The organism is Allgaiera indica (assembly GCF_900106675.1).
GTDB lineage: Bacteria > Pseudomonadota > Alphaproteobacteria > Rhodobacterales > Rhodobacteraceae > Acidimangrovimonas > Acidimangrovimonas indica.
Map to the genome: position 1 here is coordinate 75,956 of NZ_FNOB01000008.1, position 19,506 is coordinate 95,461.

Sequence of the window (19,506 nt, forward strand, 5' to 3'; positions counted from 1 at the left end):
GGTAGAGGAGCCGCCATGAGTCTCAGCTTCGCCCCGCGCGACACGCCTGCGTTGCCGCTTTACATCGTGCCACAAGCAGAGCTTGCGACCTGGCTGACCGATCAGCCGGACCCGGTGGCGCGCTGGATCAAGGCGACCGCCTATGATGCGGCCCCGGGCGCGCTGGCCCTGCTGCCCGACGGCAGCGGTGCGCTGGCTGGCGCGGTGATTGGCGCCGACGGGCCCAAGGAACGCGTCCGGGGTCGCTTTGGCCTGGCCCGCGCGGCCAGCCAGTTGCCGCAGGGCGTGTGGAAGATCGCCTCGCCCCTGGCCCCCGATGAGGCGGAAGAGGCTGCCCTGGGCTGGCTTCTGGCCAGCTACCGCTTCGCGCGCTACAGCCGCGACCCCGACGCGCCCTGCGCCCTCCTACAAGCGCCCCAGGGCGTCGATGCCACCCGGGTCGAAGCGATCGCCGCCGGCGAGGTGCTGACCCGCGATCTGATCAATACCCCTGCCTCCGACATGGGCCCGCAAGAGCTGGAGGCCGCGACCCGCGCCCTGGCCGAAGACTTCGGCGCCGCCTTCAACGCGGTCACGGGGGAAGACCTGCTAAGGCACAACTTCCCGATGATCCATGCGGTCGGCCGCGCCTCGCCCCGTGCGCCGCGGCTGCTGGAGGTCACCTGGGGCGAAGCGGGGCCCTTGCTGACGCTGGTCGGCAAGGGGGTGTGTTTCGATACCGGCGGGCTGGATCTGAAACCCGCGTCGGCAATGGGGCTGATGAAGAAGGATATGGGCGGCGCGGCCACCGTGCTGGGACTGGCGCGGATGATCATGGCGCTGGCCCTGCCGCTGCGGCTGCGGGTGTTGATCCCGGCGGTCGAGAATTCGGTCGCGGGCGAGGCCTTTCGCCCCGGCGACATCCTGACCAGCCGCAAGGGCCTGACGGTCGAGGTGAACAATACCGATGCCGAGGGCCGTCTGGTGCTGGCCGACGCGCTGGCGCTGGCTTGCGAAGACGCCCCCGATCTGGTGGTCTCGATGGCCACGCTGACCGGCGCGGCGCGGGTGGCGGTGGGGCCGGATCTTGCCCCCTTCTACACCGATGACGACGGCGATGCGCAGACCCTGCTGCACGCTGGACGCAGGGTGGGCGATCCGCTGTGGCGCATGCCCTTCTGGGACCCCTACGAGGAAATGATAGAACCCGGTATCGCCGATCTCGACAACGCGCCCTCGGGCGGAATGGCGGGTTCCATCACCGCGGCGCTGTTCCTGCGCCGCTTCGCGCAGGGCACGCGCTACATCCATTTCGACATCTATGGCCATCAGCCGAAACCCGCCCCCGCCCGCCCCAAGGGCGGCGTCGGCCAGGGTGCCCGCGCGATCCTCGACGCCCTGCCCGGCCTGTTGGGGATCTGACATGCACGACCGCCGCCTCATGCCCGCCAATGGCCGTGTGGCCCATGTCTCGCTTCAGGGCCTGGTCACGGCCGACCGGTTCGTCCCCGGCCGCTGGCACCGTGTCATCGCGCCGGTCGCGGATCTGCTGATCCGCCCCAACGGCCCGCGTGACCGGCAGCTTCTGTTCGGCGCCCGCGTTCTGGTGCTGGAGGAATTCGAAGGCCACGCCTTCCTACAGGCCGAACGTGACGGCTATGTCGGTTATGTCGCCCTTGGTATGCTGGGCCCCGACGCCCAGGCCAGCCACTGGGTTAGCGCCCCGGCCACCCATCTTTATCCCGAGCCCTCGATCAAGACGCCCGAGGTCGCGCGGCTGTCGCTGGGGGCGCGGCTGACGATCGTGACCGAGCACGGCCAATTCGCCGAAACAGCAGAGGGCCAGTTCGCGATCGCCCGCCACATCCGGCCTATCGGCGCCTGGGCCGACGATCCGGTTGCGGTGGCCGAAAGCCTGCTGGGCACGCCCTACCTCTGGGGCGGCGATTCGCGCGACGGCATCGATTGCTCGGGCCTGGTGCAATTGTCACTGCTGGCTTGCGGCATCAAATGCCCCGCCGACAGCGATCTGCAACAAGCCCGTCTCGGACGGCCGCTGGCAGAGGGCGAGCCGCCCCGTAGAGGCGATCTGATATTCTGGAAGGGTCATGTTGCCTTCGTCTCCGGGCCGGATCGGATCATCCATGCGAATGGTCATGCGATGGCGGCCGCCGAGGAAGGCTTGCAGGAGGCGATCGACCGCATTGCCGCGACGGGCGAAGGCGCAGTGACCGCGATGAAGCGGATCGCGGCCCCCGACGGATAGCCGGGGGCACTTTGCGGGATATCCGCCCCAGAAAGCAGGCGGAAAGGGCCTTCTTTCCGGAAAAAATATCCCCCAGAAGCCAAGAAGGCCCGTGGCTTCGGGCCCGCTAATCCACAGGCCGGATCAGCTTTCGCTCAAGCACCCGCAGCACGGTGGGCAGGTCGTGCCCGCGGCGCAGGATCTGGCCATCCATGCCCACCACCGAATACATGCCCTGCCGGTTGCGCAGACGCGGTCGCTTCTCGATCCGGTAGAGCGGATGCTCGGCGGTGCGCCGGAACACCGAAAAGACCGCCACCTCGCGCAGGCAGGAGATCCCGTAGTCGCGCCACTCCGCTGCAGCGACCATGCGCCCATAAAGGCCCAGGATCGCCCCCAATTCGCGTCGGTCGAAGCTGACCTGTTCGGGAATGACCTGGTGCAGCGATGTCGGAGGCGGCGGCTGGGCGTTCATATCCGTGATGGTGCCCGCGCCGGCTGTGCAAATCAAGCGCCGTCAGATTTCGGCCCTAAAAGCACCCTCGAAACGCCCTGCCGCGATCTTCATGGTGCCGCGTTTCGCCGCGATCTTCGACCGTAGCGAAAGACGCTACCCGGTGCCGCGCGTTAACAGCCCCCATCCAGTCTGCGGCACCGGGGACTTTCGCGGAACGAGGGTGCCCCCGCCGGTCATGGCGGGGGTTTCGTTCATTCCGGCCCCCGGAACCGCCGCGCCATTGCGGGCAGCGGCGGGGGCATCGCCGGAAAACCGGGATCTTCCGCGTCGCACCAGGCTTCTGACGGCGGCAAAAGCCGTGCGTAGACGGCCGCGACCCGTCCGCGGGCATCGTCCAGCCCCTCTGGCAGCAAACCTTGGGGAATTTCGGGAAACCGCAGCACGATCCGGCGCCAGCGGTGGATCAGCAGCACCCGCGCCGCCATCGCCGACAGCGGGTCTTGCGGCATCGCCGAGAGGGCCTCGATATCCGCCCCCAGCCGTTCGAGCGCCGCGCGATGCGGATCCGACAGAAGTCGCGCCGCCAAGGTGTCCGCCGAGGCCATCAGCTGCCCGCTAACGGTGATGCCGCCATCAGCCGGCTGTCTGTCCGCATCGGCACACAGCCAGGCGCCGCCGCCAAGATCCAGCGCGCCCTCGGGCGGCTCGGGGGAAAGACCCAGCACCCAGGCGCCGGGGTTTTCGTGCCGGGGCGGCGCATAAATGCGCCCCGATGCCGGCGCGAATTCAGCGACACCGCCCTTGCTGAGCCGGTAGAAGCTGTTGCGCCCCTCGCGGTCGCGTTCCAGCCAGCCGTCGGCCGCCAGGCGCGACAGCGCGGTGCGCAGCGCGCCGCCCTCGACCCCCAGCCGTTCCATCAGCCGCTGAAGCCGGGCCGCCGCGACCCGCCCGCCGCGCGGCTGCACGGCATCGCCGAAGAACGAAATCACCAGCGACCACACCCGAAGGCGGCCCTCGGCGGCGAGCGATTGCAAAAGCGGTGCGAGCGGATCCATCCGCACAGGTTTAGCCGCGATAGGAGACCATCGTCAAAAGCTCATACTCGGCCACCGGCTCTGCGTCTTGGTTGACCAACAGTACCGCCCAGGCGACTTCACCATATTCCCCGGTGCGGCGGGTCTTGCGCGCGCAGGTCAGGCGCACGCGGATCGCGTCTCCTGGGCTGACCGGCTTCTTGAAGGCCAGGCCGTTCAGGCCGGTATTGGCCAGCACCGGCCCCGGATCCGGCTGCACGAAAAGCCCCGCCGCGAAGGACAGCAGCAGATAGCCATGCGCGACGCGACCCGGGAAGAACGGGTTCGCCTCGGCCGCCGCCTGATCCATATGGGCGTAGAACGTGTCGCCGGTGAAATGCGCGAAATGCTCGATGTCTTCTAGCGTGATCGTGCGGCTTCCGGTCCAGAGGGTCTCTCCGATCTGCAGATCCTCGAAGCTGCGGCGGAACGGATGTTCGGGGCCTTTCACCTCGGGCGCGCCGGGGGCCCACTGGCCGGTCAGCGCCGCGATCATCCGCGGGCTGCCCTGCACCGCCGTGCGCTGCATGTAGTGCATCACACCGCGGATGCCGCCCATCTCTTCGCCGCCGCCGGCCCGGCCGGGACCGCCGTGGACCAGCATAGGCAAGGGCGCGCCGTGGCCGGTGGCGCCCGCCGCGCTGTCGCGGTCGTTGAGGTATAGCCGCCCGTGCCAGGCGGCGGTTTCCAGCGCGACGGTGCGGGCGAAATCGGGATCATGGCTGAAAAGAGAGGCCACCAGGCTGCCGCCGCCGCGGTTCACCAACGCCGCCGCATGGGCCGCATCGCGATAGGGCATCACGGTAGATACGGGGCCGAAGGCCTCGACCTCGTGCAGGGCGCGGGCGGCGTCGGGGTCATCGCAGCGAAACAGCATCGGCGGCAGGAAGGCCTGCGCCGGATCGGCACCCAGCAGGTCGAACCGATCGGGATCGCCGGTCACCCGCCGGGCCTCGGCCCCGATCCGGGCGGCCTTTTCCAGCACGTCGCGCTTTTGCGCCAGCGAGACCAGCGCCCCCATCCGCACCGCCTTGTCCGCCGGGTCGCCGACGGGAACCTTGCGCAGCGCCTCGACCAGCGCCTCGGTCACCGTGTCGGCCCGGGGGGCAGGCACCAGAAGCCGGCGCATCGCGGTGCATTTCTGCCCCGCCTTCGTGGTGATCTCGGCCACCGCCTCCTTCACGAACAGGCTGAATTCGACGCTGTCCGGCGTGGCGTCGGCGCCCAGGATCGCCGCGTTCAGGCTGTCCTGTTCAGCGATGAACCGGGTCGAATTGCGCACCAACGCCGGGTTCTGGCGCAGCTTCAGCGCGGTCTGGGCAGAGCCGGTGAAGCTGACAACATCCTGCGCGCCCAACCGGTCCAGAAGGTCCCCCGTGCCGCCCACGATCAGCTGCACCGCGCCCTCGGGCAGAATGCCGCTTTCCACGATCATGCGGAACGCAGCCTCGGCCAGGAAACTGGTCTGGGTCGCGGGTTTCACGATCGCTGGCACCCCGGCCAGAAGGCAGGGCGCCAGCTTTTCCAGCATCCCCCAGACCGGAAAGTTGAAGGCGTTGATATGCACGCCCACCCCGCGCAGGGGCGTCGCGATATGCTGGCCGATGAAGTCGCCGTCGCGCGACAGCCCTTCGGCCCCGCCATCAAGATAGACCTGCCCGTCGGGCATCTCGCGCCGGCCTTTCGAGGCAAAGGCGAAAAGCGTCAGAATGCCGCCGTCGATGTCGATCCAGCCGTCGCGCCGCGTGGCGCCGGTCAGCGGGTTCAACGCGTAAAGCGCTTCCTTGCGGGCGTCGAGATACTGACCCAGTGCCTTCAGCATCCGCGCCCGGTCATGAAAGCCCAGCGCCCGCAGCGCTGGGCCGCCGACGCCCCGCCCATGGTCCAGCATCGCTTGCGCGTCGATCGCCGATCCCGCCTGCGCGATCTCTTCCCCGGTCACCGGGCTGCGCAGCACCTGCGCCGCCATCCCCGGCCCGATCCAGCGCCCCGCCTGATAGCTTTCCGGTTTCAGCATGAGAACCTCCCTCGAGTCCCGCGCATCCTGCGCCATTCGCGCAGTCCGCGCAACACTATTGACCGGCCGGTCGGTTTTGTGCAGCATCCCCGTGGGACGAGGGGGAGGAATCGCATGACGCCACAGGAGCGGGCCGAACGCAGCGCCCAGGCGATGTGGGCCAAGGATCAGGCCTCGAATTGGTTGGGCGCCAGCCTGGATGCGGTCGCGCCCGGTGCGGCGGTGATGTCGATGACGGTGGCGCCGCATCATCTGAATGGCCAGAAGATCTGCCATGGCGGCTATATCTTCACGCTGGCGGATTCGGCCTTTGCCTTCGCCTGCAACAGCTACAACACCAAGGTCGTGGCCCAGCACAATTCCATCAGCTACCTCAGCCCGGGCCGCGAGGGCGAGCGCCTGACCGCCACCGCGCAAGAGATCAGCCGCACGGGGCGTTCGGGTCTTTACGACGTGACGGTGACCGGAGAGGACGGCCGCCAGGTGGCGCTGTTTCGCGGTGCCTCGCGTCAGGTCAACGGCCATCATTTTGAGGAAGATACCTAGGGCGGCACGTCGGGCGCGGCGTTGCCGAAGGGAGGAAGGCATGAAGGATCTGACACCGAAGAAGGGCGATCTGGACCCGATCGAGATCGCCTCGCGCGATGAGATTTCGGCGCTGCAATTGCAGCGGATGAGATGGTCGCTGCGCCACGCCTACGACAACGTGGCCTTTTACAAACAATCATTCGATAATGCTGGTGTACACCCCGACGATCTGCGCGGCCTCGCCGATCTGGCGAAATTCCCCTTCACTGTGAAACAGGATTTGCGCGACAATTACCCCTTCGGCCTGCTCGCCGTCCCGCGCGAGAACATTTCGCGCTTGCATGCCTCTTCGGGCACCACGGGGCAACCTACCGTTGTCGGCTATACCGCGCGCGATATCGAGACCTGGGCGGACTGCGTTGCCCGCAGCCTGCGCGCCAGCGGTACCCGTCCGGGCGACGTGGTGCATGTGGCCTATGGATATGGCTTGTTTACCGGGGGGTTGGGCGCGCATTACGGGGCCGAGAAACTGGGCTGTACCGTGGTACCGGTGTCGGGCGGAATGACCGCGCGCCAAGTGCAACTGATCGAGGATTTCGGCGCCTCGACGATCATGGTGACACCCTCTTACATGCTGTCGATCCTCGATGAATACCGCGCCCAGGGCCGCGACCCGCGCGAAAGCCCGCTGAACGTGGGCGTCTTCGGGGCCGAGCCCTGGACAAATGCGATGCGCGCTGAAATCGAACAATCGTTCGATATGCATGCGGTGGATATCTACGGCCTGTCCGAAGTGATGGGCCCCGGCGTCGCGAACGAATGTGTGGAAACCAAGGACGGGCTGCATATCTGGGAAGATCACTTCTACCCCGAGATCATCGACCCCGAGACGGGCGAGGTGCTGCCCGAGGGCGAGAAGGGCGAACTTGTCTTCACCACGCTGACGAAAGAAGCCCTTCCGATCATCCGCTATCGCACCCGCGACCTGACTCGCCTGCTGCCCGGTACCGCGCGGGCGATGCGGCGGATGGAAAAGGTCACCGGACGCACGGACGACATGATCATCCTGCGCGGCGTGAACGTCTTCCCGACCCAGATCGAGGAACAGCTGATGGCGGTCCCCGAACTTGCGCCGCATTTCCAGATCGAGCTGACGCGTACCGGCCGCATGGACGAGATGACGGTGCTGGTCGAGGCCACGGCCGAATGCGCATCGCCCGATCGGCGCGACAGCGCCGGAAAGACCCTGGGTCACCGCATCAAGCATCGCGTTGGCGTCAGCGTCCGCGTCGCGGTGGCCGAACCCGGCGGGGTGGCGCGCAGCCAGGGCAAGGCAATACGCATCCTCGACAAGCGGCCGAAGGGGTGACCGGGGTGGTTCGGAATGGCTAGGGGACTTGCCCACGACCACGACGAAAAGCGCGCCGCGATCCGCAAGGGCGCGGCGGCCTATTTCGCCGCGCATGGCTACGATCGCGCCTCGATGGCCGGCGCGGCGGCGGCCTGCGGCGTCTCGAAGGCGCTGATCTACCATTACCACGACAGCAAGGAGGCGCTGCTCTACGACATTCTAGAGGCGCATCTGTCGGACCTGGTGCGGGTGGTCGACGCGGCGTTGGCCGAGACCTCGGATCTGGCCCCGGACCTCCGCCTGCGGGCATTGATCCAGGCGATCCTGGCCGCCTATCGCGACGCCGATGCCGAGCACAAGCTGCAGATCGACGCGCTGGCCACCTTGCCCGAGGCCCGCCGCACGCCGCTGGTCATGCTGCAGCGCCGGCTGGTCGACGCGCTTTCCGGCGTGCTGGCCGAGGCCGCCCCCGGGCTGGACCATGCCCCCAACCTGCGCCCCGTGACGATGAGCGTCTTCGGCATGCTGAACTGGTTCTACATCTGGCACCGGCCCGGCCACGGCATGAGCCGCAGCGATTACGGCGACCTGGTCACCGACATGGTGCTTGGCGGCATCGCAGCAGTAAGCGCCCCGCCCCAGGCCCCTAGCCGCAATAGACCCGCGTGATGATCCGTGCCTTGCTGAATTCCACGTTCAGCCGATGGGCATTGTAATCCTTCACGATCGGCGAGCCGACCTGATAGATCCGCGCCGGGCTGGGCAGGTCGGTCGATTGCAGCACCATCTCGTTCTTGCCGATCAGGCCCTGAAGTTTCTCGGCCCCGCAGCGCGCGGGGCTGACCGTAGCCGCGCCTGCGGGTGCCACCGTGCCTTGCACATCGGACATGTCCGCAGGCCCGCCGCCGCACCCCGCCAAAAGCACCGCCATCCCCAGACCGGCCATCGTCAACCGCATCACTGCCTCCATCCTTGCCTGACCGAAGTCTTGACGCTTCGCGGCGCCGGCGCAAGCCTTCCGATGCCATGTCTGTTCCGGTCCGGCCACTGGACACCGCCCGGCCACACGCTAGGGTGTCGCCAGACCAGTTAAGGAAGGATCGCCCCGATGGCCGAGACCAAGGACGATAAGGACGACAAGACGAAAAGCCCGCAGGTCGAGCAGCTTTTCTTCAAGAGCCGCAGCGTGATTGTCGCCGGCGAGATCAACGACAAGCTCGCCAGCCGGGTCACCCAGCAGCTGCTTGCCCTGGCGCAGGACGGCGACGAGCCGATCAACATGTATATCTCGTCGCCCGGCGGGCATGTCGAATCGGGTGACATGGTCCACGACATGATCAAGTTCATTCGCCCGAAGGTGCGCACCATCGGCTCTGGCTGGGTGGCCTCGGCGGGCGCGCTGATCTTCGTCGGCGCCGACCGCGCGGACCGCTACTGCCTGCCCAACACCCGCTTCCTGCTGCACCAGCCCTCGGGCGGGATCGGCGGCAAGGTCTCGGACATGCAGATCCAGGCCGAACAGATCCGCATCATGCGCGAACGCTTCGACAAGCTGTTCGCGGAAGCCACCGGTCAGACACCCGAGAAGATCTCGCAGGACACCCAGCGCGATTTCTGGCTGACCGCAAAGGAGGCGATCGACTACGGCCTGTGCGGCAAGATCATCGAGACGATGGACGATCTGGCCTGACGGCCCTTCGCGCGGGGGCGCTGCCCCCGCACCCCCGGAGTACTTTCGCCAAGATGAAGGGCAAGAGGGTGCTTTGGTCTTCATCTTGGGAAAAATACTCCGCGGGGGTCCGGGGGTGTGACACCCCCGGCGCGCGCACCTGCAAAGGCCACAGCGCTAGTCCAGAACCCCTTTCGGGAAGGCCTTTTCGAAGCCGCGCAGCCGCTTGTGGATCGACAGTAGCTCGATGATCGTGGTCCAGGATCCAACCAGGTACTGAAACGAGCCGGTGACCTGCCCGAAGGCAGTCAGGATCTGCTGCATCACCCCGAAGCTGATCTTGCCCGCCACGATGGTCGGGATCAGGATGATGTTGGCGAAGACGTTGTCGGCCTGGATGTAGAAGCCTCGGAAGACGTTGAAATACGCGAAGTGGAAAAAGTAGCGGAAATAGGACTTCCGCACATTGCCGAACAATTCACCCACGGTCATCGGGTGGGCGCGCTCGGGGTCGTCCTCGCCGTAGACGAGTTCCTTGCGATAGGCCGCTTCGGTCAATTGGTTGTTGAAGGCCAGGCCCGGCAGCCTGACCCCGGCTGCGGCCAGCAAGACCGTGCCGAACAGCGACCAGAAGATCGCCGCGACCAGCAGCGGTTCCGGGATCTTTCCGATCAGGGGCAGCGCGGTCACGTAATGGCTGAGCCCCGCAAGCACCGGCATGAAGGCAAACAGGGTGATCACCGAATCCACCATCGACACGCCCAGGTCTTCCACGATCGCCGCGAAGCGGGCGGTGTCTTCCTGCACCCGCTGCGAGGCGCCCTCGATCGTGCGCGCGTGGGACCAGTGCGCCATGTAGAAATCGTTCATCGCGGTGCGCCAGCGAAAGACGTAGTGGCTGGTGAAGAACCGGGTCGCGATGTAGACGAGCATCCAGACCACCGCGATCTGGAACCAGATCCACAGCATCCCGTACAAATCGCCCTGGGTGACGCCGGGCTTGCCGTCCAGCGCCCTTTGGATCGCGTCGAAGAACGGCCGTTGCCAATTGTTCAGGTCCACCGTGGTCTGCACGCTGAAGTAATCGGAAAAGATGATCAGCGCCGAACCGGGGATCGACCACCATTGCCAGGGATGCGGCGAGAAGATTGCCCAGGCGGCGGTGAACAGGCCCAGAAACAGGGCGCAATAGATGTAGAACCACAGGAAATCGGGCGTGAAGAAAAAGCCCAGCCCGATGACCGGGCGCGCGTCAGCGGGGGGTGGCCCCATGCCGAAGGCCGCGCCCAGGTCACGCGCATAGCCATACCAGACCACCACCGCGAACAGGGTCCACAGCAGAACGCTGGGGAAAAACAGACGCGGCTTCGGGAAGAAGGATCTGAACACGACGCGGCCCCGGGTTTGCGGCCGCCACCGGGCCTCGGCCTACGATCTATGGGCCAAGACGCCGGGCGTGAACCGCGCAACCGCCCGGTATCACGTCGATTTGTTCCAGGTTACACGGGCCGTCCCCCCGGGCTTTTCCTTCCGCGTCGCGCCCTGTATCAAGCAGGAGAGCTTTCGCGCACCCGCGACACAGGAGGCCATCGTGCAAATACGGTCCGCGCTTCCCGACGACCATGACGCGATCTGGGCGATGCTGGAACCCGTGTTCCGCGCAGGCGAAACCTATTGCGTTTCGCGTGACATCAGGCGCGAGGATGCGCTGGCGCAATGGTTCGAGGAAGGCCATGACGTCTTTCTGGCCGAAGAGGACGGTATGGCCCGCGGCACCTATTACCTTTGCGCCAACCAGAAGGGCGGCGGCGCGCATGTCGCCAATTGCGGCTTCGTCACCGATCCTGAATCGCGCGGCATGGGGGTGGCGCGGCTGATGTTGGAACATTCGCTGCGCCGGGCGCGGTCGCGCGGGTTTCGGGCGATGCAATTCAATTTCGTCGTCTCGACCAATCAGCGTGCCATCGCGATCTGGGAAAGCTATGATTTCCGCGTCGCGGGCCGGCTGCCGGGCGCATTCAACCATCCGAAGCTGGGCTATGTCGACGCCCTGGTGATGTACAAGACGCTGTGAAGGAGGCCCAGATGCCCGATACCCGCGCCCCGCGCCTGTGCGTCCTGATCGACGCCGACAACGTGCCCGTCCGCCATGCCGAGGCGATCTTCCGCGAGATCGCCCGCCTGGGCGAGGCCTCGGTTCGCCGCGTCTATGGCGACTGGACCAGCGAGCGTTTGCGCAAATGGCACGACAAGGCATCAGAAATGGGGCTGGTGCCCGATCAGCAAAGCTCGAACACCAGGGGCAAGAATGCCTCTGATATCGGACTGGTGATCTCGGCGATGGATTTCCTGCATTCTGGGCTGTTCGACGCCTTCGTGCTGGTGTCTTCCGACAGCGATTTCACCCGCCTCGCCGCCCGCATCCGCGAACAGGGGATCGATGTCTACGGCATCGGCGAGCAGAAAACACCCGCGGCCTTCCGCTCGACCTGCAATCGCTTCATCTATATCGAAAACATCGAGGCCGATGAACCCGAACCCGGCACCGCGACGACGGAGAAAGCGCCTGCAAACCCGTCGCGCAAGACCCCGGCGAAGGATGCAATCCCGCTGATCGTCGAGGCGATGCGCGCGATCGGGGACGAGGACGATTGGTATTCCCTGGGTCAGATCGGCCAGTACATATCGCAGGCGCATCCCGATTTCGACAGCCGCACCTACGGCAGCGCCAAGCTGTCAGACCTGATCCGAAAGTCCGGCCGGTTCGAGATCCGCAAGGCCACGGGCAACCATTGGGAAGTGCGTGACCTGGCCTGAGCGCCCTGGCCCGGCCGACACGGCCAGGGCCACGGCCCTAATCGCGATTCCGCACGCCATAGCGCGACATGAACATCTCGACGGCCCCCCTGACGATGCCGTCGCGCCGCTTGGCGGAAAATGTCTCGTCCAGGTGGAACAGGCGGCGGACATGCACCTCGGCGCGGCACAATTCCGCGAACTGCGCCGCCGCCAGCGGGATATCGTCGATCGCCAGCTGTCCCCGCGCCACCGCGCCCTCCAGATAGGCGATCAGCCGCTGCCGAACCAGGCCGGGACCCGATTTGTAGAATTCATGCCCGATTTCCGGAAATCGCTCGGCCTCGGCCACGCAGACGCGAAACACGCTACGCCCGAAATCCGAAGACGCCAGTTCCGCGATCCGGCGGCCCGCGATCGTCAACACCGTCTCGGGCGCGGAATCGGTGTCGTCGAATTCCACCGCCGTTTCGGCCTGACGTCTGCATTCGCCCTTTGCGACCTCCAGAAAGAGCAGCCGCTTGTCGGGGAAATAGCTATACAGCGTGGCCTTCGACACCCCGGCCTCGCGCGTGATGTCGTCGACGCTGGCGCCGTCGAAACCGTCGCGCAGAAACACCCGCCGCGCGCCTTCGATGACCTGGTCGAACTTGCGTCCCCGCTTGACCTTTGCTGTAGTCGTCATGATCCCCCCATGCCCGGACAATAGACCGCTTGGTTCAGTTCCGGCAAGCGTTCTAAGCCGGATCGAAGGGCGCGGTGGCGTTCTGCACGGCGAAGTGTACCCAGACCGCCCGCACAAAGCCGCGAATCGGGCACCGGCGTGTCTTGCATCCGCACGCCATATCGTTAGTTTAGAATAATTCTAATTAAGGAGAACTCGATGATCCCCGGTGTCAGTGGCGGCCGCCGCCGTTTTTCGGACCTGTCGGAGCAGGAAATCCTCGCGCTGGCGATCTCGTCGGAAGAGGATGACGCGCAGATCTACCGCACCTATGCCTCTCGCTTGCGCAGTGATTTTCCCGCCTCTGCCGCGATCTTCGACGGGATGGCGAAGGAGGAAGACGAACACCGGCGCCGTCTGGTGGAACTGCACCAAAGCCGCTTTGGCGACACGATCCCGCTGATTCGACGCGAACACGTGGCGGGGTTCTACGCCCGGCGGCCTATCTGGCTGGTCGAGAACCTGGGGATCGAGACGATCCGCGACGAGGCCGAGGCGATGGAACGGCAGGCGGAACGCTTCTACCGCAAGGCGGCCGCGCAAACGCAGGATGCGGCCACACGCAAGCTGCTGGGCGACCTGGCCGCGGCTGAATCGCATCATGGCGACCTGGCCGACCAGCTGAAATCCGAACATCTGGACGAAGACACCAAGGGCGTCGAAGAGCGTGCCTCGCGGCGCCAGTTCATCCTGACCTGGGTGCAACCAGGCGTGGCGGGGCTGATGGACGGGTCGGTTTCGACCCTGGCCCCGGTCTTCGCCGCCGCCTTCGCCACCCGCGACCCGCATCAGACCCTGCTGGTGGGCCTGGCGTCGGCGGTGGGCGCCGGCATCTCTATGGGCTTCGCCGAATCCGTGGGCGACGATGGCGAGATCTCGGGCCGCGGCTCGCCGCTCAAGCGCGGGTTCGCCTCGGGGATCATGACCGCCCTCGGCGGTCTGGGCCACGCGCTGCCCTATCTGATCCCGGATTTCTGGACCGCGACGATGGTCGCCATGGTGATTGTGGTGATCGAGCTTTGGGCGATCGCCTGGATCCAGAACAAGTTCATGGAGACCCCGTTCTTCCGCGCAGCCTTGCAAGTGGTGCTGGGCGGTGCTCTGGTGTTCGCGACCGGCGTGTTGATCGGCGGCGGCTGAGCCAGCGCAGGAGGGGCGGATGTATTCGAAGGACGATGTGGAATACCGCCCCCTGCCCCTGCCCGATCGGGTGCAAGTGCCGCCCGAGGCTTCGCTGGCGCAGGTCCGCGCCTTTCGCGACTACATGAAGAAGCGCCATTCGGTGCGCCACTTCGCGCCGACGCCAGTGGCAGAGGAAGTGATCGCCGCCTGTATCGAGACCGCGGCTTCGGCGCCTTCGGGCGCCAATCACCAGCCCTGGCATTTCACCGCGATCGCGGATCCGGCCCTGAAATCGCGGATCCGTGCCGCCGCCGAGGCGGAAGAGCGCGCCTTCTATGACGGTGGCGCGGGCGACGAATGGTTGCGTGCGCTGGAACCGATCGGCACAGGGGCGGACAAGCCGCATCTGGAGATCGCGCCCTGGCTGATCGTCGTCTTCGCGCAGCGCTGGGGCGTCACCGCCGAGGGTGTGCGCTACAAGCACTATTATGTTCCCGAAAGCGTGGGCATCGCCACAGGAATGCTGATCGCGGCAATTCATCATGCGGGGCTCGTCTGCCTGGAACACACACCCAATCCGATGAAGTTCCTGCCCGAGCTGTGCCACCGCCCGGCAGAGGAGAAGGCGGTGATGATCCTGCCGGTGGGCTATCCGGCCGATGCGGCGACGGTACCCGCGGCCGCCAAGCTGAAGAAGTCTTGCGCGCAGGTCATGAGCGTCCTCAAAGCCTAGAATTTCGAACACGGGGCCTTGCATCCCGCGCCAGGACATGAACTTTCTATCCTCCGGCGGGGATATCTTTTCCAGAAAGAAAGGCCGGACGGGCGGAAATGATCGACATTCTCATCCGCACGCTTCCGTTCTTCGCAATCATCGGGCTGGGCTACTGGGCCGGGCGCACGCGCTTCTTCACCGAAGAAGCGACCGCCTATCTCACGAAATTCGTGTTCTACTTCCCGTTGTCGGCGATGCTGTTTCGGTTTTCGTCGAACTTGTCACTGGGCGACATCTATTCCACCCGCTTCGCGCTTGCCTATCTGGCCGGCTGCACCACCGTCTACCTGCTGGCCACTGCGGTCGCCGTCTTCCGGCGGCTGAGCCTGGGCGAGGCCGCGATAGAGGCGCAATGCGCGATCATCGGCAATACCGGTTTCCTGGGTGTGCCGATGTTGACAGCGATCATGGGCAAGCAGGCGGCGGGGCCGATCCTTTTGTGCCTGTCGATCGACCTGATCGTGTTCTCTTCGCTGTTCACGCTGCTGATCAATGTCGCGCGGTCGGGCCGGGTGACGCTGCGGGTGTTCAAGGTGATCGGCAGGGGCCTGCTGGCGAACCCGATGATCGTGTCGATGGGTGCGGGGCTGATCTGGGCCTCGACCGGTGCGCCGGTGCCGGGGCCCCTGAACGATTTCGCCGGGCTTCTGGGCGCCGCCGCCACGCCCGGGGCGCTGTTTGCGATCGGCGCGTCGCTGGCGTCGAAATCGGCGGAACGAATGCAGGTGGCGGGGTGGCTTTCATTTTGCAAGCTGGTGCTGCACCCCTCGGCCGTCGCCATCTCGGCGCTCTTGATCTTCCACGTCGATCTGGCGTCGGCCTCTGTCATGATCGCCGCAGCCTCGCTTCCGGTCGCAGGCAATGTCTATATGCTGGCGCAGCACTACGGGGTCGCGCCACAGCGGGTGTCGGCCTCTATCCTGATTTCCACGGTGGTGTCGATCCTGACCGTGCCGTTCGTCATCGCCTGGGTGGATATGTTACAAGGAACCTCATGAAGACCATCTCCGAGAACCGCTGCTTCGGTGGCGTGCAAGGCGTGTACAGCCACCATTCCGATGCCTGCGCCTGCGACATGACCTTCGGTCTGTTCCTGCCGGCCGAGGCCCGGGACGGCCCGGTCCCGGTGCTGTGGTACCTGTCGGGCCTGACCTGCACGCACGAGAACGCCATGGTGAAGGCCGGCGCGCAGGGCTGGGCGGCGGAACAGGGCATCGCGCTGATCTTTCCCGACACCAGCCCCAGAGGCGACGACGTGGCCGATGACGAGGCCTATGACCTGGGTCAGGGCGCGGGGTTCTACGTCAACGCCACCCAGGCGCCCTGGGCGCCGCATTTCCGTATGTGGGATTATGTCGCCGAGGAACTGCCCCAGCTGGCTTTCGACACCTTCCCGCTAGAGCGCGAGCGCCAGGCGATCACCGGCCATTCCATGGGCGGCCACGGCGCGCTGACGCTGGCGATGAACCTGCCCGACCGCTACCGCTCGGCCTCGGCTTTCGCGCCGATCGCCCATCCTTCGGCCTCGGATTGGGGGCGCAAGCAACTGGCCGCCTATCTGGGCGCGGATCAGGCCAGCTGGGCGCCGCATGACGCGACCCTGCGGATGCGCGAGACAGGGTTCGACCGGCCGCTGCTGATCGACCAGGGTACAGACGACCCCTTCCTCGACTTGCTGCAACCCGAGGCCCTGGCCGAAGCGATGGTCAGCGCCCGCGCGCCCGGCACCTTGCGCATGCAGAAAGGTTACGACCACAGCTATTTCTTCGTCGCCACCTTCATGGAGGACCACGTCGCCTTCCATGCCGAGGCGCTTTACGCCTGATGGCGATTTATGTGGATGCCGATGCCTGCCCCGTGAAAGCCGAGGCCGAGCGCGTGGCGACCCGCCACCGCCAGACGCTGTACCTGGTGTCGAACGGAGGCCTGCGGCCTTCGGACAATCCGCTGGTCGAGATGGTCTATGTGACCGAGGGCCCCGACGAGGCCGACAAATGGATCGCCGCGCGCGCGAGCCGCGGCGATGTGGTGGTGACGAATGACATCCCGCTGGCCGCGCGCTGCGTCGAGGCCGGCGCGCACGTGGTAAAGCCCAACGGCGAGGCGCTGACCCAGGCCAATATCGGCCCGGCACTGGCGACCCGCGATCTGATGACCGATCTGCGCGCGGCAGATCCGTTCCGGCAGGGCGGCGGCCGGCCATTTTCCCGCGCCGACAGGACGCGTTTTCTCGACGGGCTGGAACGCGCGATACGGGAGGCGGCGAAATGAACATCCGCGCCGTGGTCTTCGACATCGGAAACGTCCTGATCGAATGGCAGCCGCACCGCCATTTCGACCGAAAGTTCGGAAAACCCGCCCGGATGGAAATGTTTACCGCCACAAATCCATTGGCGTTGCACGAAGCGTGGGATCGCGGCGCCAATTTTCGAACGATCGTTCATGACCATGCGAAACGCTATCCCGATTTCGCCGAGATGATCCTGTGCTGGCATGATGACTGGCTGGAAATCGTCGGCCCGGAGATCCCCGGCTCGATAAAGCTTCTGCGCGCGCTTCGGGCGAAGGGAATTCCTGTTCTTGCCCTGTCAAATTTCGGTGTAGAGAATTTCGCGCTGACCGAGAATCGCTATCTATGCCTTACTGAATTCGACCGGCGCTACATCTCCGGCCACCTGGGGACGGCCAAGCCAGACGCGCGGATCTATGAGATGGTTGAAGCCGATTGCGGGGCCGATTGGGGGATCGCGCCAGGGCAGCTTCTGTTCACCGACGACCGGCCCGAGAACATTACCGCCGCCGCCACCCGCGGTTGGGCGACACATCTGTTTCAGGGGCCCGGGGGCCTGGCCGACCGGCTGGTTCGCGACGGGCTTCTGACTGAAAAGGAGGCAGGACAGGAATGAAAATCGATTACATCGGCCCAGAGGCCGACTCGAAGCTGAAATGGATACCGCTGACCGATGCGCTCAAGGCCGGGCACACGCGGCCCAAGGCCAAGCTTGGCGACGTGCTGCTGGAACGCGGCGCCGACAAGATGCTGTCGCGCTCGGCCTGGATCGACGGGATGGGCCTTGCGGTGAAGACCGCGACCATCTTTCCCGGCAACCGTGCCCACGGCAAACCCGCGCTCAGCGGCAGCGTCTCGCTGTTCTCTGACAAGGATGGCGATCTCGAAGCCTTCATCGACTTCAAGCTGCTGACCAAGTGGAAGACAGCTGGCGGCAGCCTGCTGGCGGCACGGCTTCTGGCGCGGCCCGACAGCCGGGTGATCCTGATCGTCGGCGCGGGCGCGGTGGGGCGTGCTATGCTGCAAGCCTATCGCAGCGTCTTCCCCAGCGCCCAGTACCTGATCTGGAACCGCACCATGGCGGCGGCGGCCCGGCTGGCCGAAGAGGTCCCCGGCGCCTTGACCACGACCAACCTGGAACAGGCCGTGCGCGGCGCCGACATCATTGCCACCGCGACCATGTCGGACGCACCGGTGATCCTGGGCAAATGGTTGCGCCCGGGCACCCACCTGGACCTGATCGGTGCCTACACCCCCGACATGCGCGAGGTCGATGACGACACCCTGCGCCGCGCCCGGATCTTCGTCGATTCCCGCGACACGACGCTGGGCCATATCGGAGAGTTGAAGATCCCGCTGGAGGCCGGCACGATCGAATACAGCGACGTGATCGCCGATTTCTACGATATCGAGAAGGGTCTTTTCGCCCGCACCGACCCCGACGAGATCACCCTGTGCAAGAACGGGGGCGGCGCGCATCTTGACCTGATGACCGCGCGCCACATCCTTGAAACCATGCGCAAGAAATGACCTGGCTGGGCGGTCTTGGGCTGGCGCTGCCGGCCCTTGTTCTGCTGACCGCCGCCGCCCCGGTGCTGGCCGAGGCGCGGCGCCGCCCCGTCGACGCGCGTGCGCGGCGCCAGGCCACCGGCGATTTCGCCGAACTTAGCGACGGGCTGACCTATTACCAATGGCGCGGCCCGTCGCGCGGGCCGATCGTGATCTGCGTGCACGGGCTGACGACCCCCTCTTATGTGTGGACGCCGCTGGCCGAGGCTCTGGCACAGAAGGGCTTTCGGGTGCTCACCTACGATCTGTTCGGCCGCGGGCTGTCGGACAGGCCCGCGGGGCCGCAGGATTCGGACTTTTTCCTGCGTCAGTTGACAGAGCTGTTGGCGGATCAGCAGATCACCAGCCATTTCACGCTGATGGGCTATTCGATGGGCGGCGCGATCGCGACCGCCTTCGCGGCACGCCATCCGGCGGCGGTGAACAGGCTGGTGCTTCTGGCGCCGGCGGGGCTGGGCCACCAGCTTAGCCGTTTCTTCGAATTCTGTCGCCGGGTGCCGGTGCTGGGCGACGGTGCGATGCTGCTGCTGGGCGGCATCGCCTACCGCTCCGGTCTTGACCGGCCGCAACAGATTGCGACAGAGAGCCCCGAGATCCCGGCCCGAATGCGTGGCGAAATGGGCTTGCGCGGCTCTTTGCGCGCGGTACTGTCCAGCCAGCGCCACATGCTTGCCGAAAGCCGCGACGACGACCACCGCCAGCTTTACCGCACCGGCCTGCCGATGCTGGCCGTCTGGGGCGAGGACGACGCGATCATCCCGCTGGCCACCCTGGGCCGGCTGACCCAGCTGAACCGCACGGCGCGCCAGGTCTGCCTGCCCGAAGCGGACCATTTCCTGCCCTTCACCCATCCACGCCAGATCATGGCCGCGCTGTCGGATTTCCTGTCGGACGCCAGCCTGTAGCCACAG

The 19,506-nt window shown here is 66.0% G+C and carries 22 protein-coding genes; 16 read left to right on the plus strand and 6 right to left on the minus strand.

Features of this window, described 5'->3' with window-relative positions:
- The first annotated feature begins 15 nt into the window (after positions 1-15).
- Together BLV97_RS09060 and BLV97_RS09065 are read left to right on the plus strand one after the other, a co-directional pair.
- A complete protein-coding gene (locus tag BLV97_RS09060; RefSeq protein ID WP_035844789.1) occupies positions 16-1,401 on the plus strand; it encodes a leucyl aminopeptidase family protein in 1,386 nt (461 codons plus the stop codon).
- A gap of 1 nt (position 1,402) precedes the next feature.
- Complete coding sequence (locus tag BLV97_RS09065) at positions 1,403-2,245, plus strand: C40 family peptidase (protein ID WP_035844791.1); 843 nt, start codon at positions 1,403-1,405, stop codon at positions 2,243-2,245.
- A gap of 106 nt (positions 2,246-2,351) precedes the next feature.
- Here BLV97_RS09065 and BLV97_RS09070 read toward each other — a convergent pair whose 3' ends face one another.
- From BLV97_RS09070 to paaZ, 3 genes are all read right to left on the minus strand, one after another.
- Positions 2,352-2,699 (minus strand): DUF2794 domain-containing protein, encoded by a 348-nt coding sequence (locus BLV97_RS09070; RefSeq protein ID WP_035844793.1) that lies wholly within the window; start codon positions 2,697-2,699, stop codon positions 2,352-2,354.
- A 233-nt stretch (positions 2,700-2,932) separates the two neighbouring features.
- Positions 2,933-3,736, minus strand: a complete 804-nt coding sequence (locus tag BLV97_RS09075; RefSeq protein ID WP_035844794.1) for a PaaX family transcriptional regulator C-terminal domain-containing protein — start codon at positions 3,734-3,736, stop codon at positions 2,933-2,935.
- A gap of 10 nt (positions 3,737-3,746) precedes the next feature.
- Complete coding sequence (paaZ, locus tag BLV97_RS09080) at positions 3,747-5,771, minus strand: phenylacetic acid degradation bifunctional protein PaaZ (RefSeq protein WP_035844795.1); 2,025 nt, start codon at positions 5,769-5,771, stop codon at positions 3,747-3,749.
- Positions 5,772-5,885: 114 nt separating this feature from the next.
- Between paaZ and paaI the strand changes: the two genes are divergently transcribed.
- The 3 genes from paaI to BLV97_RS09095 are packed head-to-tail and all read left to right on the plus strand — an operon-like array spanning position 5,886 to position 8,319.
- Positions 5,886-6,317, plus strand: a complete 432-nt coding sequence (gene paaI, locus BLV97_RS09085) for a hydroxyphenylacetyl-CoA thioesterase PaaI (RefSeq protein WP_035844796.1) — start codon at positions 5,886-5,888, stop codon at positions 6,315-6,317.
- Positions 6,318-6,357: 40 nt separating this feature from the next.
- Positions 6,358-7,668, plus strand: a complete 1,311-nt coding sequence (gene paaK, locus BLV97_RS09090; protein ID WP_035844797.1) for a phenylacetate--CoA ligase PaaK — start codon at positions 6,358-6,360, stop codon at positions 7,666-7,668.
- Positions 7,669-7,683: 15 nt separating this feature from the next.
- Complete coding sequence (locus tag BLV97_RS09095) at positions 7,684-8,319, plus strand: TetR/AcrR family transcriptional regulator (protein ID WP_035844798.1); 636 nt, start codon at positions 7,684-7,686, stop codon at positions 8,317-8,319.
- Here BLV97_RS09095 and BLV97_RS09100 read toward each other — a convergent pair.
- A complete protein-coding gene (locus BLV97_RS09100) occupies positions 8,297-8,608 on the minus strand; it encodes an I78 family peptidase inhibitor (RefSeq protein WP_035844800.1) in 312 nt (103 codons plus the stop codon). The genes BLV97_RS09095 and BLV97_RS09100 overlap by 23 nt on opposite strands.
- Positions 8,609-8,758: 150 nt before the next feature.
- Between BLV97_RS09100 and BLV97_RS09105 the strand changes: the two genes are divergently transcribed.
- Positions 8,759-9,340, plus strand: a complete 582-nt coding sequence (locus tag BLV97_RS09105; protein WP_035844802.1) for an ATP-dependent Clp protease proteolytic subunit — start codon at positions 8,759-8,761, stop codon at positions 9,338-9,340.
- Positions 9,341-9,496: 156 nt separating this feature from the next.
- On the opposite strand, the gene sbmA is transcribed toward BLV97_RS09105, so the two are convergent.
- The gene (gene sbmA, locus BLV97_RS09110) at positions 9,497-10,708 is read right to left on the minus strand and encodes a peptide antibiotic transporter SbmA (RefSeq protein ID WP_035844804.1); all 1,212 of its coding nucleotides are present in this window, start codon (positions 10,706-10,708) and stop codon (positions 9,497-9,499) included.
- A gap of 202 nt (positions 10,709-10,910) precedes the next feature.
- On the opposite strand from sbmA, the gene BLV97_RS09115 reads away from it, so the two are divergent.
- The gene (locus tag BLV97_RS09115) at positions 10,911-11,393 is read left to right on the plus strand and encodes a GNAT family N-acetyltransferase (RefSeq protein ID WP_035844845.1); all 483 of its coding nucleotides are present in this window, start codon (positions 10,911-10,913) and stop codon (positions 11,391-11,393) included.
- Between the two features lie 11 nt (positions 11,394-11,404).
- Positions 11,405-12,136 (plus strand): NYN domain-containing protein, encoded by a 732-nt coding sequence (locus BLV97_RS09120; RefSeq protein ID WP_035844806.1) that lies wholly within the window; start codon positions 11,405-11,407, stop codon positions 12,134-12,136.
- A 37-nt stretch (positions 12,137-12,173) separates the two neighbouring features.
- On the opposite strand, the gene BLV97_RS09125 is transcribed toward BLV97_RS09120, so the two are convergent.
- Positions 12,174-12,800 (minus strand): TetR/AcrR family transcriptional regulator, encoded by a 627-nt coding sequence (locus BLV97_RS09125; protein WP_035844808.1) that lies wholly within the window; start codon positions 12,798-12,800, stop codon positions 12,174-12,176.
- Between the two features lie 198 nt (positions 12,801-12,998).
- Between BLV97_RS09125 and mbfA the strand changes: the two genes are divergently transcribed.
- From mbfA to BLV97_RS09165, 8 genes are all read left to right on the plus strand, one after another.
- Positions 12,999-13,979 carry an iron exporter MbfA gene (gene mbfA, locus BLV97_RS09130; protein WP_035844810.1) on the plus strand — a complete coding sequence of 327 codons (981 nt, stop codon included), beginning with the start codon at positions 12,999-13,001 and terminating at the stop codon, positions 13,977-13,979.
- Positions 13,980-13,998: 19 nt separating this feature from the next.
- The gene (locus BLV97_RS09135; protein ID WP_092164028.1) at positions 13,999-14,694 is read left to right on the plus strand and encodes a nitroreductase family protein; all 696 of its coding nucleotides are present in this window, start codon (positions 13,999-14,001) and stop codon (positions 14,692-14,694) included.
- 98 nt (positions 14,695-14,792) lie between these two features.
- A complete protein-coding gene (locus BLV97_RS09140; RefSeq protein ID WP_035844854.1) occupies positions 14,793-15,734 on the plus strand; it encodes an AEC family transporter in 942 nt (313 codons plus the stop codon).
- Entirely contained in the window at positions 15,731-16,561 is an 831-nt protein-coding gene (fghA, locus tag BLV97_RS09145) for an S-formylglutathione hydrolase (protein ID WP_035844856.1), read from the plus strand. Before BLV97_RS09140 ends, fghA begins: the two co-directional genes overlap by 4 nt.
- Positions 16,561-17,007, plus strand: a complete 447-nt coding sequence (locus BLV97_RS09150; protein WP_035844858.1) for a YaiI/YqxD family protein — start codon at positions 16,561-16,563, stop codon at positions 17,005-17,007. The genes fghA and BLV97_RS09150 overlap by 1 nt, the downstream gene beginning before the upstream one ends.
- Positions 17,004-17,642 carry an HAD family hydrolase gene (locus BLV97_RS09155; RefSeq protein WP_035844860.1) on the plus strand — a complete coding sequence of 213 codons (639 nt, stop codon included), beginning with the start codon at positions 17,004-17,006 and terminating at the stop codon, positions 17,640-17,642. Before BLV97_RS09150 ends, BLV97_RS09155 begins: the two co-directional genes overlap by 4 nt.
- Positions 17,639-18,556, plus strand: coding sequence for an ornithine cyclodeaminase family protein (locus tag BLV97_RS09160; protein WP_092164029.1), 918 nt, complete (start codon positions 17,639-17,641; stop codon positions 18,554-18,556). The genes BLV97_RS09155 and BLV97_RS09160 overlap by 4 nt, the downstream gene beginning before the upstream one ends.
- On the plus strand, positions 18,553-19,500 hold the full coding sequence (locus BLV97_RS09165) for an alpha/beta fold hydrolase (RefSeq protein ID WP_035844867.1): 948 nt from the start codon (positions 18,553-18,555) through the stop codon (positions 19,498-19,500). The genes BLV97_RS09160 and BLV97_RS09165 overlap by 4 nt, the downstream gene beginning before the upstream one ends.
- Positions 19,501-19,506: the final 6 nt, after the last annotated feature.